The sequence below is a fragment of the Streptococcus sanguinis genome (genome assembly GCF_026781265.1).
Classification (GTDB): domain Bacteria; phylum Bacillota; class Bacilli; order Lactobacillales; family Streptococcaceae; genus Streptococcus; species Streptococcus sanguinis_T.
Genome location: NZ_JAKUVC010000002.1, coordinates 237,008 through 254,749, shown reverse-complemented (window position 1 = coordinate 254,749; position 17,742 = coordinate 237,008). Strand labels below are relative to the sequence as shown.

At 42.2% G+C, this 17,742-nt stretch carries 16 protein-coding genes and 1 pseudogene; 9 read left to right on the top strand and 8 right to left on the bottom strand.

Translation table 11 applies throughout. The annotated features are described in order from the left end of the window. The first annotated feature begins 69 nt into the window (after positions 1 to 69). A complete protein-coding gene (locus tag MK370_RS02125; RefSeq protein WP_268683951.1) occupies positions 70 to 924 on the top strand; it encodes an alpha/beta hydrolase in 855 nt (284 codons plus the stop codon). 274 nt (positions 925 to 1,198) lie between these two features. Continuing rightward, positions 1,199 to 2,179 carry a DUF1002 domain-containing protein gene (locus tag MK370_RS02120; RefSeq protein ID WP_268683950.1) on the top strand — a complete coding sequence of 327 codons (981 nt, stop codon included), beginning with the start codon at positions 1,199 to 1,201 and terminating at the stop codon, positions 2,177 to 2,179. Positions 2,180 to 2,254: 75 nt separating this feature from the next. Here the strand turns inward: MK370_RS02120 and MK370_RS02115 are convergent, their stop codons facing one another. Together MK370_RS02115 and guaA are read right to left on the bottom strand one after the other, a co-directional pair. Continuing rightward, complete coding sequence (locus tag MK370_RS02115; protein ID WP_268683949.1) at positions 2,255 to 2,983, bottom strand: TraX family protein; 729 nt, start codon at positions 2,981 to 2,983, stop codon at positions 2,255 to 2,257. A 113-nt stretch (positions 2,984 to 3,096) separates the two neighbouring features. Next, the gene (gene guaA / locus MK370_RS02110) at positions 3,097 to 4,659 is read right to left on the bottom strand and encodes a glutamine-hydrolyzing GMP synthase (RefSeq protein ID WP_268683948.1); all 1,563 of its coding nucleotides are present in this window, start codon (positions 4,657 to 4,659) and stop codon (positions 3,097 to 3,099) included. Between the two features lie 322 nt (positions 4,660 to 4,981). Here guaA and MK370_RS02105 point away from each other — a divergent pair, with 322 nt between their 5' ends. The 7 genes and pseudogenes from MK370_RS02105 to xerS all read left to right on the top strand — a co-directional run bounded on the left by MK370_RS02105 (position 4,982) and on the right by xerS (position 10,602). After that, positions 4,982 to 5,680 carry a GntR family transcriptional regulator gene (locus MK370_RS02105; RefSeq protein ID WP_002909746.1) on the top strand — a complete coding sequence of 233 codons (699 nt, stop codon included), beginning with the start codon at positions 4,982 to 4,984 and terminating at the stop codon, positions 5,678 to 5,680. Between the two features lie 153 nt (positions 5,681 to 5,833). Continuing rightward, entirely contained in the window at positions 5,834 to 6,166 is a 333-nt protein-coding gene (locus MK370_RS02100) for a putative DNA-binding protein (RefSeq protein ID WP_032907526.1), read from the top strand. A gap of 2 nt (positions 6,167 to 6,168) precedes the next feature. Further along, complete coding sequence (locus tag MK370_RS02095; RefSeq protein ID WP_268683947.1) at positions 6,169 to 6,384, top strand: 2-oxoglutarate:acceptor oxidoreductase; 216 nt, start codon at positions 6,169 to 6,171, stop codon at positions 6,382 to 6,384. Positions 6,385 to 6,412: 28 nt separating this feature from the next. Then, a complete protein-coding gene (gene ffh, locus MK370_RS02090) occupies positions 6,413 to 7,987 on the top strand; it encodes a signal recognition particle protein (protein ID WP_268683946.1) in 1,575 nt (524 codons plus the stop codon). Positions 7,988 to 8,057: 70 nt separating this feature from the next. After that, complete coding sequence (locus MK370_RS02085; RefSeq protein ID WP_268683945.1) at positions 8,058 to 8,858, top strand: alpha/beta hydrolase; 801 nt, start codon at positions 8,058 to 8,060, stop codon at positions 8,856 to 8,858. Between the two features lie 52 nt (positions 8,859 to 8,910). Further along, positions 8,911 to 9,353, top strand: a pseudogene (locus MK370_RS02080) (MepB family protein). Positions 9,354 to 9,531: 178 nt separating this feature from the next. After that, the gene (gene xerS, locus MK370_RS02075) at positions 9,532 to 10,602 is read left to right on the top strand and encodes a tyrosine recombinase XerS (protein ID WP_268684461.1); all 1,071 of its coding nucleotides are present in this window, start codon (positions 9,532 to 9,534) and stop codon (positions 10,600 to 10,602) included. Positions 10,603 to 10,688: 86 nt separating this feature from the next. On the opposite strand, the gene MK370_RS02070 is transcribed toward xerS, so the two are convergent. The 6 genes from MK370_RS02070 to MK370_RS02045 all read right to left on the bottom strand — a co-directional run bounded on the left by MK370_RS02070 (position 10,689) and on the right by MK370_RS02045 (position 17,705). Continuing rightward, positions 10,689 to 11,327, bottom strand: a complete 639-nt coding sequence (locus MK370_RS02070; RefSeq protein ID WP_268683944.1) for a hypothetical protein — start codon at positions 11,325 to 11,327, stop codon at positions 10,689 to 10,691. A gap of 165 nt (positions 11,328 to 11,492) precedes the next feature. Then, positions 11,493 to 12,482 carry a lipoate--protein ligase gene (locus tag MK370_RS02065; RefSeq protein WP_268683943.1) on the bottom strand — a complete coding sequence of 330 codons (990 nt, stop codon included), beginning with the start codon at positions 12,480 to 12,482 and terminating at the stop codon, positions 11,493 to 11,495. Between the two features lie 66 nt (positions 12,483 to 12,548). Then, a complete protein-coding gene (gene lpdA, locus MK370_RS02060) occupies positions 12,549 to 14,252 on the bottom strand; it encodes a dihydrolipoyl dehydrogenase (protein WP_268683942.1) in 1,704 nt (567 codons plus the stop codon). Between the two features lie 78 nt (positions 14,253 to 14,330). Further along, on the bottom strand, positions 14,331 to 15,374 hold the full coding sequence (locus MK370_RS02055) for a dihydrolipoamide acetyltransferase (protein ID WP_061591774.1): 1,044 nt from the start codon (positions 15,372 to 15,374) through the stop codon (positions 14,331 to 14,333). Between the two features lie 351 nt (positions 15,375 to 15,725). Beyond that, the gene (locus MK370_RS02050; RefSeq protein ID WP_268683941.1) at positions 15,726 to 16,718 is read right to left on the bottom strand and encodes an alpha-ketoacid dehydrogenase subunit beta; all 993 of its coding nucleotides are present in this window, start codon (positions 16,716 to 16,718) and stop codon (positions 15,726 to 15,728) included. 18 nt (positions 16,719 to 16,736) lie between these two features. Further along, the gene (locus MK370_RS02045) at positions 16,737 to 17,705 is read right to left on the bottom strand and encodes a thiamine pyrophosphate-dependent dehydrogenase E1 component subunit alpha (protein WP_268683940.1); all 969 of its coding nucleotides are present in this window, start codon (positions 17,703 to 17,705) and stop codon (positions 16,737 to 16,739) included. Positions 17,706 to 17,742: the final 37 nt, after the last annotated feature.

Here is a 17,742-nt window from a genome sequence, read left to right as displayed (position 1 = left end):
TCCGGATATTTGTAACCACGATGGATACATGATATAATTTTGTACATCTATCATAAAAAGGAATGAAAAATGAACAAGAAACTTGGGTTTAAGCTCCTCATTCTGGTTTCAGTGACAATTGCCGGTCTAACAGCTTTTTACAACCATAAAGAAGCCACTAGCCTCAATACAAAACAATTTGTGCAGTCAACAACGCCGACCTTGTTTTTCCACGGTTTTGGATCCAGCTCTAATGCTGAAAATCATATGACAGAGGCAGCCAAAAAAGCTGGAGTCACTCAGACAATTATCACAGCAAATGTCAGTAAAAACGGTCAAGTAAGCTTATTAGGAGATATACCGAAAGATGCTATCAATCCCATTATTAAGGTAAACTATGAAGATAACCGCAATGCCGACTATGCTCAAGATGGTAAGTATGCAGCTGCTGTGATTCGTAAGTTACAAGAGACTTATGGCTTTGATAAGATGAATCTGGTAGGCCATTCGATGGGGAATATGTCCATCCTCTTTTATATGTTAGAGAACGGTCAGGATGAAAATCTTCCTCAGTTGCAAAAGCAGGTCAATATTGCCAACCATGTTAATGGTCTCGAAGGAAGGGACTTGCCTGAAGATTTGACAATTCTAGATGACCAAACCGGCCAGCCTAGTGCTATGAGCCAGACTTATCAAAAACTACTGGGATTACGAGAAGTTTACCCGCAAGAACAAGTAGATGTTCTGAACATTTACGGTGATTTAAAAAACGAATCCGACGGTTCTGTCCTCAATATTTCTTCTCGCAGCCTCAAATATCTCCTAGTTGAAAATGCCAAATCTTACCATGAAAAGAAAATCACAGGTCAGTTGGCTCAGCACAGCCAGTTGCATGAGAATGCGGAAGTAGACGAGTTATTAATTGACTTCCTTTGGAAAAAGTAGAAATGAGCAGTTGCTGGCTAGCAAATCCAGTGACTGTTTTTTCTTTGAACTTCTTTGAGAAATGTTGTAAAATGTATCTATTATCTCAAGCCCTCAATGGATGAGATAATAATAACTCCATCATTGCAGCAACTTAACTGAAGCACTCTGAATATCACAAGGAGCGGAAATCGCAAGCTCAAGAAACAGAAATTCGAGGTACTCAGAAAGAAGCTTGCTCTATAAAAAGCTATAGAATTTGAGAAACTATAGCGGGAGGAAAAGAGGAAAGAATATGAAATTCAAAAAAACTTTAATGACAGCAGGAGCCTTGCTGGCTACTCTGTTTACTGTATCAACCGCAGCTGCCGATTCAAATGTTCAGAAAGTCATTGATGAGACATACGTGCAGCCTGAGTATGTGCTGGGTTACTCCTTAGATGAGAGCCAAAAACAGCAGACCTTGCAGATGTTGGGCTACAATTCATCTAGCGATAGCAAGCCACTTAAGACCATGACACCGGAAGTCTACTCTAAAATCATGGATGTTGCCAATGACCCTAGCCTGCAGCTTTATTCTTCTGTAAAAATCCAGAAGTTAGGCGGCAATAAGCCATTAGAGGTCAAAATTGTCACTCCGCAAAACATCACCAAGGTTACTGAAGATATGTATCGCAATGCGGCTGTTACTCTAGGTGTTCAGCACGCGCAGATTACCGTTGCGGCACCAATTCCGGTAACAGGTGAGAGTGCCTTGGCAGGGATTTACTACTCTCTGGAAGATAATGGCGCGACCATTCCTCAAGAGAATAAAAACCTAGCTCAAGAAGAACTAGCTGCCCTTTCTGGTATCAATGCTGAAAACACAGGTAAGGAAGGCTATGACGCAGACAAGCTCAACGTAGCCTTGGCTGATATTAAAGCGGCCATCGCCAATGCTAAGAAGAACAACAGCAATCTGACAGCAGATGATGTTCGTAAGATTGTTGAAGAAACCTTGAAAAACTACGGCCTGTCTCAGTCAGTGACCAGTGACCAAATTAACCTCATCGTGAATTTTGCTATCAATCTTTCAAACAGTGGAGTCATTACAGATTCTGACTTTACGAAGACCCTTAGTGACTTGAAAGACAGCATTGTTTCAAAGGCAGGGGATACCTTTAACAATATTAACCTCAACTTTGATGCAAACGGCCTCCTTCAAGAAGGCGGTAATTTCTTTTCTAATATCTGGAATGCCATCGTCAACTTCTTTAAAGGATTGTTTGGCGGTTAATTCCAAGACTATATAAAACAAGGCTGGAACTAAAATGTCCTAGCCTTGTTTTATGTCTAGAAATAAAATTTTAATTTAGCTTTTTAAAAAGAAAATCCGGAAGAGCAGCAGTAGACAAAGGTGAAGCGGATAAAAAGCATAAAAACCCCACTTTACCCAGGCAGGCGAATAACCGCGCTGGCCGTTATAGGCTTTGAGAAGCGGCAGAGTCAGGAGTAGGCCCAACATAGCAACCGCATCGCAAAGAATGATAGGATTAGGATCTTCATGAAAAGCCCAGATATTTATCAGAATAGATACTATCATGAGGGAGAGGATAGGACTAACAAAGCTATCTGACTGCTCCCTTTTTTCATAGAAACCTACAATCGTCAGAATTCCCAAAAAGCCCCAGTCTGATTGTAAAGTCAGAAAAGAAAATGATAAAATTAAGACAAAGCGCAGAAAGGAATGTTGAAGCTTTTCCAAAAATACTAGCAATAGAAGCCCTAAGAGCAAAGTGTAGAGAATGTTATTGTCAACCGTCAACGGTTTGTGGCTTTCAAAAAGATAATAGAATGGTAGAATGGATAGCAACCAAAAGAGAGTTAGACGAAGAGCATATTTTCCTCTACTTCGTGTATGCTGAAATCCCTCAACAAGTAAATAAGCCATGATTGGAAAAGCTAGTCGCCCAATTGTTTCAGTCAAGAAATACAAGTAAATATTCTGATTTTCTAATTGCAGTGTATGTCCCAAGTGATTGATAAACATAGCAATGATAGCAATTAATTTTAAATGAAAAGCATCTAGAGATTTTTTCAACTCTAACTCCTTTATGTATATTAAGCGTTCTTTATATAAAAATGATTTAGGAAGTCAATTTAATCGAAAAGACAAGAGTCCCTTTTGTTAAATAAAGATATAGGTTTCCAATATTACTCCCACTCTACAGTTGCAGGTGGTTTGCTGGTGATGTCATAGACGATGCGGTTGACATGGTCTACTTCGTTGACGATACGTACAGAGATTTTTTGCAGAATATCCCAAGGGATCTTGGCAAAGTCAGCTGTCATGCCGTCTATAGAAGTGATAGCGCGAATTGCAATTGTGTAGTCGTAAGTCCGGCCGTCACCCATGACACCAACAGAACGGACACCTGTATTAACAGTAAAGTACTGCCAGATGTCGCGGTCAAGACCAGCTTTGGCGATTTCTTCGCGGAGAATAGCATCAGATTCGCGGACAGTTTCCAATTTTTCCTCAGTGATTTCTCCCATGACACGAATAGCAAGCCCTGGGCCTGGGAATGGCTGGCGCCAGACAATTTCATCAGGCATACCAAGCTCGGTACCCAAAGCACGAACTTCATCCTTGTAGAGCGTGTTCAGTGGCTCAATCAGCTCAAATTGCATGTCTTCCGGAAGACCACCAACGTTATGGTGAGATTTAATAGTCTGAGCAGTGTCGGTACCAGATTCGATGACATCGGTATAAAGTGTACCCTGAGCTAAGAATTTTACATCTTTTAGTTTGCTGGCTTCGTCGTCAAAGACATAGACAAACTCGTTTCCGATGATTTTACGTTTTTGCTCTGGATCTGAAACACCGGCTAGTTTATCAAGGAAACGTTTAGCTGCGTCAGCCTTGACGATATTCAAACCAAATTTGCCGCCAAGCATATCCATGACCTGATCAGCTTCGCCTTTACGCAAAAGACCATGATCCACAAAGATACAGATTAGTTGATCACCGATTGCTTTCTGCAAGAGAACACCGACGACAGAAGAGTCTACACCACCAGAAAGTCCCAACAGCACCTTTTTGTCTCCAACAGTTTGACGGATTTTCTGGATTTCCATGTCAATGAAGTTATCCATAGACCAGTCGCCTTTGGCTCCACAAATATTAAGAGCAAAGTTGCGCAGGATATCATAACCAAACTCTGAATGACGAACCTCAGGGTGGAACTGAATGCCGTAGATTTTCTTAGCTGGATTTTCAATGGCTGCAAAAGGACAGTCAGCAGAAGTACCAGTACGGACAAAGTCAGCAGGAATTTCTGTTACTGCATCTCCGTGGCTCATAAGAACTAACTGGCTTTCAGGCGTACCGTTGAAAAGGCTGGAATTAGCAGTATGTGATAGATTTGACTGACCGTATTCACGATTTCCAGCATGACCAGCAGGAACAACCTTGCCGCCTAGCTTGTGAGTTAACAGCTGCATACCATAGCAGATCCCCAAAATCGGGATGCCCAACTCGAAAATTTCTGGGTCAATATCAAAGGAGCCGTCTTCATATACAGAATTTGGACCGCCGGAAAGGATAATCCCGACAGGCTGGATAGCACGGACTTCGTCAGCAGTAATCTTGTGGCTCTTGAGCTCAGAAAAAACACCGATTTCACGAATGCGGCGTGAAATCAGCTGGTTGTACTGGCTTCCGTAATCAAGCACGATGATCTTTTCGACATCTTGCAATTCAGTTCTAGTAGTCATCTGTTCCCTTTCTTAAAAGAAGTAATCTTTTCCCCTCATTTTATCACAAAAAAGGAATTTTTCCAAGGTAATAAGGAGTAAGAGTGATGAAAAAACGAATATGAGACTTTGGTTTGCTATTATCGTTTGTTTAGACCGACTTGACATGGACGCCAGTACTATCTCTGACTAAAATCAAATAAACAAGCTCTTAAAATGTTGATCTTTTTGAAAAAATAACTGATTTCGTGAGAAAGGCCTCCGCTCTTCAATATTTAGTTTGACATTTGAAGTATTTGGTACTAAAATAAAGGAAGGTACCAAATAAGAAAGAAGAGTCAACATGTTGCCCGCATATATCAAAATTCATGATCAGATTAAGAAAGATATCGACGATGCCGTTTGGGAGATTGGGGAGCGCCTGCCCAGCGAGCGAGATCTAGCCGAAACTTTTAAAGTCAGCCGTATGACCCTGCGTCAGGCTATTACACTCTTGGTTGAGGAGGGAGTGCTGGAGCGTCGAGTCGGGAGTGGAACCTTCGTAGCCAGCACACGTGTTCAGGAAAAAATGCGCGGCACCACTAGCTTCACGGAAATCATGAAGGCGCAAGGCAAAACGCCATCCAGTCAGCTCATTTCTTATCGCCGTACCCTTCCGAGTGAGCAGGAAGTGGAGAAGCTAGGCATCCATAAGACAGAAAATGTCATTCGGATGGAGCGGGTTCGCTATGCTGACGATTTGCCGGTGGTCTACGAGGTGGCTTCAATTCCAGAGAAGTTCATTAAGAATTTCAAAAAAGAAGAGGTGACCAGTCATTTCTTCCAGACCTTGCAGGAACATGGCTATAAGATCGGCAAGTCCCAGCAGACTATTTATGCTCGGCTGGCTAAGGAAAAAATCGCCAATTACCTCGATATTCCTCGTGGCCATGCCATCTTAGGACTGACTCAGATTTCTTACTTTGACGACGGCACAGCTTTTGAATATGTAAAAAGTCAGTATGTTGGCGATCGTTTTGAATTTTATTTGGAAAACAATTAATTATTGCAAAACTCTTGGTTATCGCCAAGGGTTTTTAACTTGTCTTTTGCTCGGCAGAAAAAAGCTGATTGACATTTTGCAATCTCATATTTCGAGTGTATATTTCCCTTGTCAGACTAGAGTTTATCATGCTTTTCTGGTATAATGTTTCTTATGGAAATTGAAAAAACAAACCGAATGAATGCTCTATTTGAGTTTTATGCGGCGCTTTTGACTGACAAGCAGATGAACTATATCGAGCTCTATTATGCGGACGACTACAGTCTGGCTGAGATTGCTGAGGAATTTGGTGTCAGCCGTCAGGCAGTTTATGATAATATCAAACGGACAGAGAAGATTCTGGAAGACTATGAGAAAAAGCTGCACATGTACTCGGACTACATCGTCAGAAGTCAGATATTTGACCAGATTACAGAGAAATACCCTGACGACAGCTATCTGCAGGAGCAGATCGGGATTCTGTCTGGTATTGACAATAGGGAGTGACTATGGCTAAACAAGTTATCTACAAGGGAATGTCTTGCTGGTTGTTGGAGTCGGAAGAACCTTTTCCTGCCAGGGTACAAATCATCTCCCCTGACGATCTTTCTAAGGCAATGCAAGAAGGTTTCAGTTGCTGGGGCTACCCAAATGAGATTATGAAAGAAGTCTCTGCTGAGGAATATGCTTGTTTAACACGTTTTGGAAATTTTCCACTGAATTGATTGAAATAGAAACTAGGAGAAATAAAAAATGGCATTTGAAAGTTTATCGGAACGTTTGCAGAACGTCTTTAAAAATCTGCGTAAAAAAGGAAAAATCTCAGAGAGCGATGTTCAGGAAGCAACCAAAGAGATTCGTCTGGCTCTCTTAGAAGCCGACGTTGCCCTGCCAGTTGTGAAAGACTTTATCAAGAAAGTCCGTGAGCGCGCTGTCGGTCATGAGGTTATCGACACCCTCAATCCGGCGCAACAGATTATCAAGATTGTTGACGAGGAACTGACAACTATCTTAGGCTCTGATACAGCTGAGATTATCAAGTCACCAAAGATTCCGACTATTATCATGATGGTTGGTCTGCAAGGGGCTGGTAAGACTACCTTTGCCGGAAAGCTTGCTAATAAGCTCAAGAAAGAAGAAAACGCTCGTCCACTCATGATTGCGGCGGATATTTACCGTCCAGCGGCTATTGATCAGCTGAAAACACTTGGACGGCAAATTGATGTACCCGTTTTTGCTTTGGGTACGGAAGTTCCAGCTGTTGAGATTGTTCGTCAAGGTCTGGAGCAGGCAAAAGCCAACCACAATGACTATGTCCTGATTGATACGGCTGGGCGTCTCCAGATTGACGAAAAGCTCATGCAGGAGCTGTCAGATGTCAAAGCGCTGGCTAATCCGAATGAAATCCTCTTGGTTGTCGATGCCATGATTGGTCAGGAAGCGGCTAATGTCGCTCGAGAATTTAACAGTCAACTGGAAGTGACCGGGGTTATCCTGACTAAGATTGATGGTGATACCCGTGGCGGTGCGGCCTTGTCTGTTCGTCAGATTACTGGTAAGCCCATTAAATTTACTGGTACCGGTGAAAAGATTACTGATATCGAAACCTTCCACCCAGATCGTATGTCCAGCCGGATTTTGGGCATGGGGGACATGCTGACTCTGATCGAAAAAGCCTCTCAGGAATACGATGAGAAAAAATCGCTTGAAATGGCTGAAAAGATGCGGGAAAACACCTTTGATTTCAATGACTTCATTGATCAGCTGGATCAGGTACAAGGCATGGGACCTATGGAAGATTTGCTCAAGCTGATCCCAGGTATGGCCAATAATCCTGCCCTCAAGAATATCAAAGTGGATGAGAAAGAAATTGCTCGCAAGCGCGCCATCGTATCCTCTATGACACCAGCTGAGCGGGAAAATCCTGACTTGCTGAGTCCTAGCCGTCGCCGTCGGATTGCCAATGGTTCAGGTAACAGTTTCGTTGATGTCAATAAATTTATCAAAGACTTCAATCAAGCTAAGCAGATGATGCAGGGCGTTCTGTCAGGCGATATGAGCAAGATGATGAAGCAAATGGGGCTCAATCCAAACAATATGCCTAAGAACATGCCTGGTGGCGGAGGAATGCCCGATATGTCAGCTCTTGAAGGCATGATGGGCCAAGGCGGTATGCCTGATATGTCAGGCTTAGGAGGAGCCGGCATGCCGGATATGAGCCAAATGTTCGGCGGTGGCCTCAAGGGTAAGGCCGGAGAGTTTCTAATGCGCCGCAGCATGAACAAGATGGCCAAGCAAATGAAGAAAAACAAGAAGAAGCGGAAGTAATAACAAAAACAAGTCGCATAACTAAGTTTTATGTGGCTTGTTTTTGGAAACATCAGATACGGAGACTAACATGAAGCCTTTTTTGACTCAATTGATTCATCGACTTGCTAAAACCTTTCAAAAATTATTGAATAAGCTGCCTTCCCACCCTATTTCTCATCTTCCTGCCAGCAAGGTCGAAATACGTCCTATTATCATGATTCCGGGTAGTTCGGCAACAGAAAATAGATTTAATCGAATGGTTAAAAAACTTAACCGGAATCAGCATCCACGTCATAGTCTGGTCCGTATTAAAGTCTGGAATGACGGGCATATAACTTACCGAGGGCATTTGAAGCGGAAGGATAGAAATCCCATTTTTGTGGTTGGCTTTCAAAATAATCGTGATGGTTATGAAAATATCAAGCAGCAGGCGGCAATGTTTGATGCTGCCTTGACCGTTTTGCGAGAGAAGTATTCTTTTAACAGCTTTAAGGCGCTTGGACATTCTAACGGTGGTCTAGTTTATACATTATTCCTGCAGCAATACCTTGCAAACCATTCTGGGCTAGAGATGGAAAAGCTCCTGACTATTGGCAGTCCTTATAATCTGAACAAGAAAAATCTCAATCATCGAGTTGAGATGTTAGATGACTTTGTAGCCAACCAGGAAAAACTGCCTAAGAAACTGGAGCATTTGTCAATTTTGGGAATCTTTTTCCGAGATGGCGACGGAATTGTCCATAAAAGCAGTGTAGAGGCTGGGAGTTTGATTTACAAAGGAAAAATCGCTTCACACAGAGAGGTCGTCATCGTAGGCAAGGACGCCCATCATTCTTCCTTGCCGCAAAATGAACAGGTAGTTGATTTGATTAGTGAGTTTTTGTTCTAGTAAATATTTTACATAATTTAATTTCAGTAAAAATTAGAAAGACAATAAAACAATGAAAATGGTAGAGATTCTTCATAGGTATTATGGCGACTTCAATCTGGTAAATGAGAAATGGAACGAAGACTATGAAAGCATTTTAATTAAGCCAAAGGATGATCAAGAATATAAAAGATGCCGTTTGGCAAAGAAAACACCCAAAAAAGAAGGCTACTTTACAGTCTTTTGGAAAAAAGACCAAGACAACAAGAATATTCCTTATACTGATAGAGACTTAGGTGATGAACTGGTTATTGTCGTCATCGACAACCTTCATTGCGGTATATTTATAATTCCAAAGAGGTAGCTATTAGTAAAAAAATTCTTTCTACAAAAGATTGTAAAGGAAAGATGGCTATGCGGTTTTATCCGCCCTGGTGCAGCAATTTAAATAAAACAGCTCAGTCAACACAAAAATGGCAACTGGATTATTTTCAAAAAATCGAATTAGAAGAATAAGTTTTAGGTAAAACAAGATAGAGTTTAGTTTCTCAATTCTGTCTTGTTTTTATTATCTATCTTGTAGTAAAGTTAAATTGATTACTTCCCTCTATCATCTTTCCGAAAAACTATAATTTTCTTGAAAAATATATCTAGATATGCTATACTACCATTATAGAAAAAACGGAGAAATATGATGAGACGTGAACTGTTATTAGAAAGAATTGATAAACTCAAGGCTACTATGCCCTGGTACATTTTAGAATATTACCAGTCTAAGCTGGCGGTGCCTTATAGTTTTACAACCCTATACGAATATCTCAAAGAATATGATCGCTTTTTTAACTGGGTGCTAGAATCTGGTATCACAGATGCTTCGCATGTTGCTGAGATCCCTCTCTCGGTCTTGGAAAATATGAGCAAGAAAGACATGGAGGCCTTCATTCTGTATCTGCGAGAGCGGCCGCTTCTTAATGCTAATACAACCCAAAACGGTGTTTCCCAGACAACAATCAACCGGACTCTTTCGGCTTTGTCCAGCCTCTACAAATATTTGACTGAGGAAGTTGAAAACGATCAGGGTGAGCCCTACTTCTATCGAAATGTGATGAAAAAGGTTGCTACTAAGAAGAAAAAGGAAACTCTGGCTGCTCGTGCAGAGAATATTAAGCAGAAGCTCTTTTTAGGGGATGAGACGGAAGAATTTCTCCAGTATATTGATACGGAGTACCCCAAGAAACTCTCTAATCGAGCTCTGTCCTCCTTCAACAAGAACAAGGAACGTGATCTAGCCATCATTGCCTTGCTGCTAGCCTCTGGTGTTCGTCTGTCTGAAGCTGTTAATCTAGACCTAAAAGACATTAATCTCAAAATGATGGTTATTGAAGTGACAAGAAAAGGTGGAAAAAGGGACTCTGTCAATGTTGCTGCTTTTGCTAAGCCCTATTTAGAAGACTATCTGAACATTCGAAGCAAACGATACAAGGCCGAAAAGACTGATACAGCCTTCTTTTTGGCTGAATACCGCGGCACTCCTAATCGAATCGATGCTTCCAGTGTCGAAAAAATGGTGGCCAAGTATTCTGAGGACTTCAAAGTGCGAGTGACACCACACAAACTCCGCCATACGCTTGCTACACGTCTATATGATGCAACCAAATCTCAAGTTCTCGTCAGTCACCAGCTGGGGCATGCTAGCACTCAGGTAACAGACCTCTACACCCATATTGTCAATGACGAGCAAAAGAACGCTTTGGACAAACTATAATGTTACATAATTTAAAATATGTAATTCAGAGAATAACAATAACAACAAAAGAGCGAAAATCTAGTTTAGATGCTTCGCTCTTTTTCTTATAAAAATTCAATCCAATAGTTCCGATGGGGTTCAACAATCAGCGGTTTGCCCCAGAAGTGCTTGAGATGTTCTAGATTTGCTGCTGTGACAGGTCGATTTTTAGAGTTGTACTTTTCAGCGCCTTCTTTAGTTAGGAAGCATTTAACCGCTTCGTAGGAGCCTTTTGCTGTCTCTCTATTCAGCCCTTCAAAGCTAACTTCATCATCTGGTTGAGGGTTGTCCGTGAAGAGTCTTCCGATAAAGTAAACTGTCTTACTCTTCATCAAATCGTAAGCCTTGATATTCTCTATCCGGTGATTAGCTGCAGCAAACATGATGCAAAAGCTGTCGACAAGGTCCTTTAAGGGCATCAGGTCTTCCTTGGGAACGAAGACATCTACCATGTAGAGTCCGCCAATGACTAGGTTTTGGAAAGAAGATTGCTGAATAACATTATCTAAGGCCATGCCAAGCGGCAATTTCACGGCTTGATAGCCTGATTTTTCAAATTCTTCTTTCTTTTTCTCATAATCTTCTGCAGATATGCTAACATAAAAATTGTCTGGATTAGGAGAAGTTTTTTTCTTCAGAAAAGCTACAACTGTGCGGTCCAACTGCTCAAACAGACCAAGGCTTTCTACTGGGACTTTCTGCATCAAGACACCTCTTTCTCTGATTCCCTATCATTTTATCATATCTGGTAGATAAAGCCTAGAGAAAACTAGCTGGTTAAGGAAACGTAAGAATGTTGTTGATTTGAAATATACTGTTTACATGAAAAACCAAACTCTTCGAGAGCTTGGTTTTCTTTATATCAGATTTTAACCTACGATAGCTTCGGCAATCTCTTCTCTGCTGATTCCAGCAAAGTAGCGGCTAATATCAATCGTTTCAAGAGCTTTCAGGACATCTTCGCGTTCGTATTTAAGGCCGCGCAGCACATCTTCTACTGCTGCTACGTCCTCAATACCAAAGAAGTCTCCATAGATTTTAATATCCTGAATCTTGGATTCAACAACATTGGCAAAGATTTCTACTTTACCGCTGGTAAACTTGGTCCCACGGCGCACGTTGTATTCAGGCGATTTACCGTAGTTCCAGTCCCAAGTTCCAAACTTGCTATCCCTGATTTGCTTGATTTCTTCCAATTCTTTCTCGGAAAAGACATATTCTGTCATTTCTGGATACTCTTTCTTCATATAGTCCAGAAGCAGGTCGCGGAATTCTTCGACAGTAATCTTTTCCGGCAATTCATTGACAATATTTGTCACGCGAGCACGGACGGATTTAACGCCTTTTGATTCGAACTTGTCTTTAGAAACCTTAAGAGCATTGGCTAAGACAGACAAATCAACATCAAAGAGCAGGCAGCCATGGTGCATGATACGGCCATTGATATAGGCCTGCGCATTGCCACAGAACTTCTTGCCATCAATCTCTAGGTCGTTACGGCCAGTGAATTCAGCCTTTACACCAAGCTCTGCCAGGGTATTGATTACTGGCGTAGAAAAACTCTTGAAGTCAAAGGCACGATCTTCGCTTTCCTTGGAGATAATGGTGTAGTTGAGGTTGTTTAGATCATGATAAACAGCTCCACCGCCGCTAATACGACGTACGACCTCAATGCCATGCTCACGAACATAATCACGGTTGATTTCTTCGATAGTGTTTTGGTGGCGCCCCACGATGATAGAGGGTTTGTTAATCCAGAGCAGGAAAATTTCATCCTCATCTAAGAGGTGTTTGAAAGCATATTCTTCCAGAGCAATATTAAAAGCTGTATCATTTGAGTAGTTAACAATGTATTTCATAAGCTACCTCTTTATACGATAGAGACTGGAACAATGATTTATGCCCAGTCTAATCTATCATTTTAATTATTTTTTCTTAGGTGAGTGAACTGCCAACCCCAGTACGTCAGCAAACGCTTCGTACATAACTTCTGAGAAGGTTGGGTGACCATGGATGGTCTTCAGCATCTCTTCTACGGTGATTTCCATTTCGATGATGGTTGATGCTTCGTTGATCAATTCTGCAGCTGCAGGACCGATGATATGAACACCGAGCACTTCACCATACTTCTTGTCAGCAATGACTTTCACAAAGCCTTGAGCTGCATCGGAAGCGATAGCACGGCCGTTAGCAGCGAAGTTGAACTTACCAATTGCTACATCGTATTTCTCACGAGCTTGCTCTTCTGTCAAACCAACTGCTGCTACTTCCGGAAGGGTGTAGATAGCTGCAGGCGTCAGGTTGAGTTTGGCAACATGGTGATTACCTTTCAGAGCATTTTCAGCAGCGACTTCACCCATACGAAAGGCTGCATGAGCCAGCATCTTAGTACCATTGATATCACCAGGTGCGTAAATACCTGGAACAGAAGTTTCCATGTACTCATTGACCTTGATACGGCCGCGATCCAGTTCGAACTCAACCTCACCGATGCCTTCTAGGTCTGGCACGCGTCCGATAGAAAGAAGGGCCTTATCTGCTAGAATATCTTCTTTTCCTTCAACCTTGATACGGAGTTTGCCGTTTTCTTCGATGATTTCTTCCAACTTGGTTTCAGTCAGAATTGTCATGCCCTTGCGCTCCAAGATGAGGCGAAGGTTTTTAGAAACTTCCGCATCCATAGCAGGTACGATACGGTCCATCATTTCGATAACAGTGACTTTTGAGCCAAATGTCATGAAGGCTTGGCCGAGCTCAATACCGACAACACCACCGCCGATAATTACCAGATTTTCTGGCACTTCGTTCATTTCTAGAATATCATCACTGGTCATAACGAGAGATGATTCCATACCTGGGACATTAATTTTGCTGACTTTTGAACCACCAGCCAAGATAATCTTCTTCGTTTCTAGCAGCTCGCTGCCGTTTACAAGAACATTCTTGTCTTTAGTAATGGTACCAATTCCCTTATGAACATCTACGCCATAGCTGCGAAGAAGTCCAGCAACACCGCCAACAAGCGTATTAACAACCTTGTTTTTAGTTTCAAGAACCTTGTCCATGTCCACTGAGAAGCTTGGATTTTCGATGATGATACCGCGATTAGCAGCATGACCAAGGTTTTCAATAATTTCAGCATTGTGCAAGTAAGTCTTAGTAGGGATACAACCACGGTTCAAGCAGGTTCCGCCTAGCTCAGACTTCTCAACCAAGGCAATCTTGCCACCTAGCTGGGCTGCTTTGATAGCCGCTACATAACCAGCAGGTCCGCCACCGATAACAACGATATCGTAAGCATCATCACTCTTATCATCATCTGTATTTGCCGCTGCAGCAGGAGCTGAAGTTTCCGCAGATGCAGTTCCGCCAGCAGTCGGGATGTTTTCTCCTTCTTCTCCCAAGTAACCGATAACTTCCGTTACTGGAACAGTTTCTCCATCACCTTTGAGAATGGCAATCAGATAGCCATCTTCTTCAGCTTCCAATTCCATGCTGACCTTGTCAGTCATAATTTCCAGAAGGATTTCCCCTTCTTTGACAAATTCGCCGACTTTCTTATTCCATTGGACAATTTGCCCTTCGGTCATATCCACGCCGGCTTTTGGCATAATTACTTCTAAAGCCATTTTTCTTTCCTTTTCTAATTTAATTTTTCATTTGCTGAGTGCTTCTTCGCTTTTTAGAATAGCAAAGAAAATAAAATCTTATACCAACATTGAAATTGGATCTTCAATCAAAGCCTTCAAATCTTTCATAAACTTAGCTCCAGCCATTCCATCAACTACACGGTGGTCAATGGTCAAGCCCAGACTCATAATTGGACGGATAACAATTTCGCCATTAACAACGACAGGTTTCTCTACCGTTGAGCTCACACCCAAGATAGCAGAGTTTGGCTGGTTGATGATTGGCCCAAAGGACTGAACGCCGAACATACCTAAGTTACTGATTGTGAAAGTTGAGTTTTGCAGCTCGCTCGGAGCCAACTTGCCTTCCAAGGTGCGTCCGATTACATCTTTAAAGGCTACCACAAGCTCTGATAGGCTCATTTTTTCTGCATTGTAGACAACTGGTGTCATCAGGCCATTATCCATACCGACTGCCATTGAAAGGTTGACATAGTTGTGTGTGATAATGGTTTTGCCATCCTCTGTCAAAGTCGAGTTGAGATAAGGGTGCTTCATCAATGTCTTGACAACAGCTAGCGAAAGCAGGTCTGTGACAGTTACTTTCTTGCCAGTTGCTTCCATGATTGGTTCCAGCACTTTTTTACGCAAGGCCAGCATTTCTGTCATATCAACATCATAGTTAAGGGTGAATGTCGGCGCCGTCAGGTAAGATTCTACCATTCGCTGAGCAATGACCTTCCGCATCGGCGTCATTGGAATACGCTCAATTTCACCGTAAGGAGTGACATTATCAGGAACTTCTTCCACTTTTTCAATTTGAGCAGGAGATTTGATTGTATCGCTCTCAACATTCTCAGGCAAGAAGGCAAGAACATCCTTCTTCATAATCTTGCCACGATGACCAGTTCCTTGAATCTCTTGCCAAGCGATATTATGTTCTTGAGCAATTCGTTTTGCCAGTGGTGAAATACGCACCACATTTGTATCTTTATAAGTTTCCACGTCTTCTTTGTGGACACGACCGTTTGCGCCTGAGCCAGAAACATCATAGAGGTTGATTCCCAAATCATCCGCTAACTTTCTAGCTGCAGGAGTCGCTCTTAGCTTATCATCAGCCATGACCTCTCCAATTCTAATTATGATACTAAGGGCGTAAAAAAGCGACTGAAAAATAGGAAATCTACGCAGGCTTCGATGAAGCTAAGAAGATTTATCTTTTTTTCGAGCTTTTAGCCCATGTTCAACTCTACAAGTAACTTAGATACGAAAAGTATCTCAAGTTACTACGGTTGTCGCTATCTGCGACCAACCTAGTAGACTTACTAAGTCGTTCATCGGATAAAATCGGTCCGAATAACGATTGTCTGTAATTTGTAAAATTTTAGCTACTTTGACCCTCTACACAAGATTAGATTACATAAAATAATTTATGTAATCTAATTCGTGAGAAAGCCTTTTCTTTATTATACCTTATTCTTTATGATATGTCTTCCGAATAGCGTCTTTGATGCTTTCAACGGTCGGAATCATCGCGTTTTCCAAGTTCTGTGCATAAGGCATTGGCACATCTTCACCTGCACAGCGGCGGATTGGAGCATCTAGATAGTCAAATGCTTCAGACTCAGAAATAATCGCTGAAATTTCACCAATGAAACCACTTGTTTTGTGGGCATCATTAACCAGAACAACCTTACCAGTCTTCTTAACAGAATTGATGATAATATCCTTATCAAGGGGCACCAATGTACGTGGGTCAACCACTTCTACAGAGATACCTTCTTCTGTCAATTCTTCCGCCGCCTGCATAACACGACGAAGCATTTTTCCGTAGGTAACAACTGTTACATCGGTACCTTCTTTTTTGATTTCACCTACACCGAGTGGGATTACATACTCAGGATCTAGTGGCACCTCGCCTTTTTGGTTAAATTCAGACTTGTATTCTAGGATAATGACCGGGTTGTTGTCTCGGATAGAAGCTTTAAGGAGCCCCTTCATATCTGCCGGAGTTCCTGGAGCGACTACCTTAAGCCCTGGAATGTGGGTAAACCAAGATTCCAAAGATTGAGAGTGTTGAGCTGCAGAGCTAACTCCATTACCTGCTGCACAACGGACAGTCATTGGCACTTGTCCTTTTCCGCCAAACATATAGCGCGTTTTAGCGGCTTGGTTGACAATAGCATCCATGGCGATTACAGAGAAGTCCATAAAGGTCATGTCTACGATTGGACGCAGCCCTGTCATAGCTGCTCCAGCTGCTGCTCCAGAAATCGCTGCTTCCGAAATCGGACAGTCACGAACACGCTCTGGCCCGAACTCTTCCAGCATACCAACAGATGTTCCGAAATCTCCACCAAAGACTCCGACATCTTCTCCCATCAGGAGTACATTTTCATCGCGACGCATTTCCTCAGACATAGCGAGGATAATGGTGTCACGGAAAGACATAGTTTTAGTTTCCATTTTCTTTTTCTCCTCTCTTTAGTCTGCGTAAATATCTTCAAAGGCAGATTCAAGCGGAGGAAATGGACTTTCTTCTGCAAACTTCACAGACGCTTCTACTGCTTCTTTTACTCCAGCTTGGATAGCTTCCAGCTCTTCCTCGCTTGCAATCTTGTTTTCCAGCAAGTATTTACGAAGATTTTCGATTGGATCCTTCTTCTTCCATTCTTCCACTTCTTCACGAGTACGGTATTTACCTGGGTCAGAGGAAGAGTGTCCCAACCAACGATAGGTCACGCTCTCAATTAAGACAGGTCCTTTACCACTGCGAACATGCTCGACAGCCTTTTGGAAGCCTTCATAGACATCCAGAACATTATTACCATCTTCGATGAACATACCTGGAATGCCATAAGCTGCACTACGCTCGTGGATGTGCTCTACATTGGTCATTTTCTTGATGTCGGCAGAAATACCATAGCCATTATTGATACAATAGAAAATTACTGGCAGATTCCAGATAGAAGCCATGTTGACCGCTTCGTGGAAGACACCTTCGTTGGTAGCACCGTCACCAAAGAAGCAGACAACAATCTTGCCTGTCTTATGCATTTGCTGGGTCAGAGCTGCTCCGACAGCAATTCCCATGCCACCGCCTACGATACCATTAGCACCAAGGTTTCCGGCATCTAGGTCAGCAATGTGCATAGAGCCGCCTTTTCCTTTACAGGTTCCGGTGTATTTCCCTAGGATTTCCGCCATCATTTCGTTGAGGTTGATTCCTTTGGCGATAGCTTGACCGTGTCCCCGGTGATTAGAAGTCAGTAAATCATCCTCATTTAAGGCTAGCATAGCACCGACATTGGCTGCTTCCTCACCCACCGAGAAGTGAGTCATTCCAGGAACCTTTCCTTTTTTTACAAGTTGAGCAATTTTTAAGTCCATACGACGAATTTCTTCCATCTTACGGAACATCTCTAACAAAAGATCTTTATCTAAAGTTGCCATTTTTTTGCCTTTCTAAGCATAATATTTACTACTTTAA

What these genes read in the sequence shown, in the direction of transcription:
- MK370_RS02070 (WP_268683944.1), bottom strand. Translation starts at nt 11,327, where the DNA reads ATGCAGAAAGTCCCAGTAGAAAGCCTTGGTCTGTTTGAGCAGTTGGAC.
- MK370_RS02055 (WP_061591774.1), bottom strand. Translation starts at nt 15,374, where the DNA reads ATGGCTGATGATAAGCTAAGAGCGACTCCTGCAGCTAGAAAGTTAGCG.
- MK370_RS02095 (WP_268683947.1), top strand. Translation starts at nt 6,169, where the DNA reads ATGGCTAAACAAGTTATCTACAAGGGAATGTCTTGCTGGTTGTTGGAG.
- MK370_RS02050 (WP_268683941.1), bottom strand. Translation starts at nt 16,718, where the DNA reads ATGGAAACTAAAACTATGTCTTTCCGTGACACCATTATCCTCGCTATG.
- guaA (WP_268683948.1), bottom strand. Translation starts at nt 4,659, where the DNA reads ATGACTACTAGAACTGAATTGCAAGATGTCGAAAAGATCATCGTGCTT.
- xerS (WP_268684461.1), top strand. Translation starts at nt 9,532, where the DNA reads ATGAGACGTGAACTGTTATTAGAAAGAATTGATAAACTCAAGGCTACT.
- ffh (WP_268683946.1), top strand. Translation starts at nt 6,413, where the DNA reads ATGGCATTTGAAAGTTTATCGGAACGTTTGCAGAACGTCTTTAAAAAT.
- MK370_RS02065 (WP_268683943.1), bottom strand. Translation starts at nt 12,482, where the DNA reads ATGAAATACATTGTTAACTACTCAAATGATACAGCTTTTAATATTGCT.
- MK370_RS02085 (WP_268683945.1), top strand. Translation starts at nt 8,058, where the DNA reads ATGAAGCCTTTTTTGACTCAATTGATTCATCGACTTGCTAAAACCTTT.
- lpdA (WP_268683942.1), bottom strand. Translation starts at nt 14,252, where the DNA reads ATGGCTTTAGAAGTAATTATGCCAAAAGCCGGCGTGGATATGACCGAA.
- MK370_RS02100 (WP_032907526.1), top strand. Translation starts at nt 5,834, where the DNA reads ATGGAAATTGAAAAAACAAACCGAATGAATGCTCTATTTGAGTTTTAT.
- MK370_RS02105 (WP_002909746.1), top strand. Translation starts at nt 4,982, where the DNA reads ATGTTGCCCGCATATATCAAAATTCATGATCAGATTAAGAAAGATATC.
- MK370_RS02125 (WP_268683951.1), top strand. Translation starts at nt 70, where the DNA reads ATGAACAAGAAACTTGGGTTTAAGCTCCTCATTCTGGTTTCAGTGACA.
- MK370_RS02120 (WP_268683950.1), top strand. Translation starts at nt 1,199, where the DNA reads ATGAAATTCAAAAAAACTTTAATGACAGCAGGAGCCTTGCTGGCTACT.
- MK370_RS02045 (WP_268683940.1), bottom strand. Translation starts at nt 17,705, where the DNA reads ATGGCAACTTTAGATAAAGATCTTTTGTTAGAGATGTTCCGTAAGATG.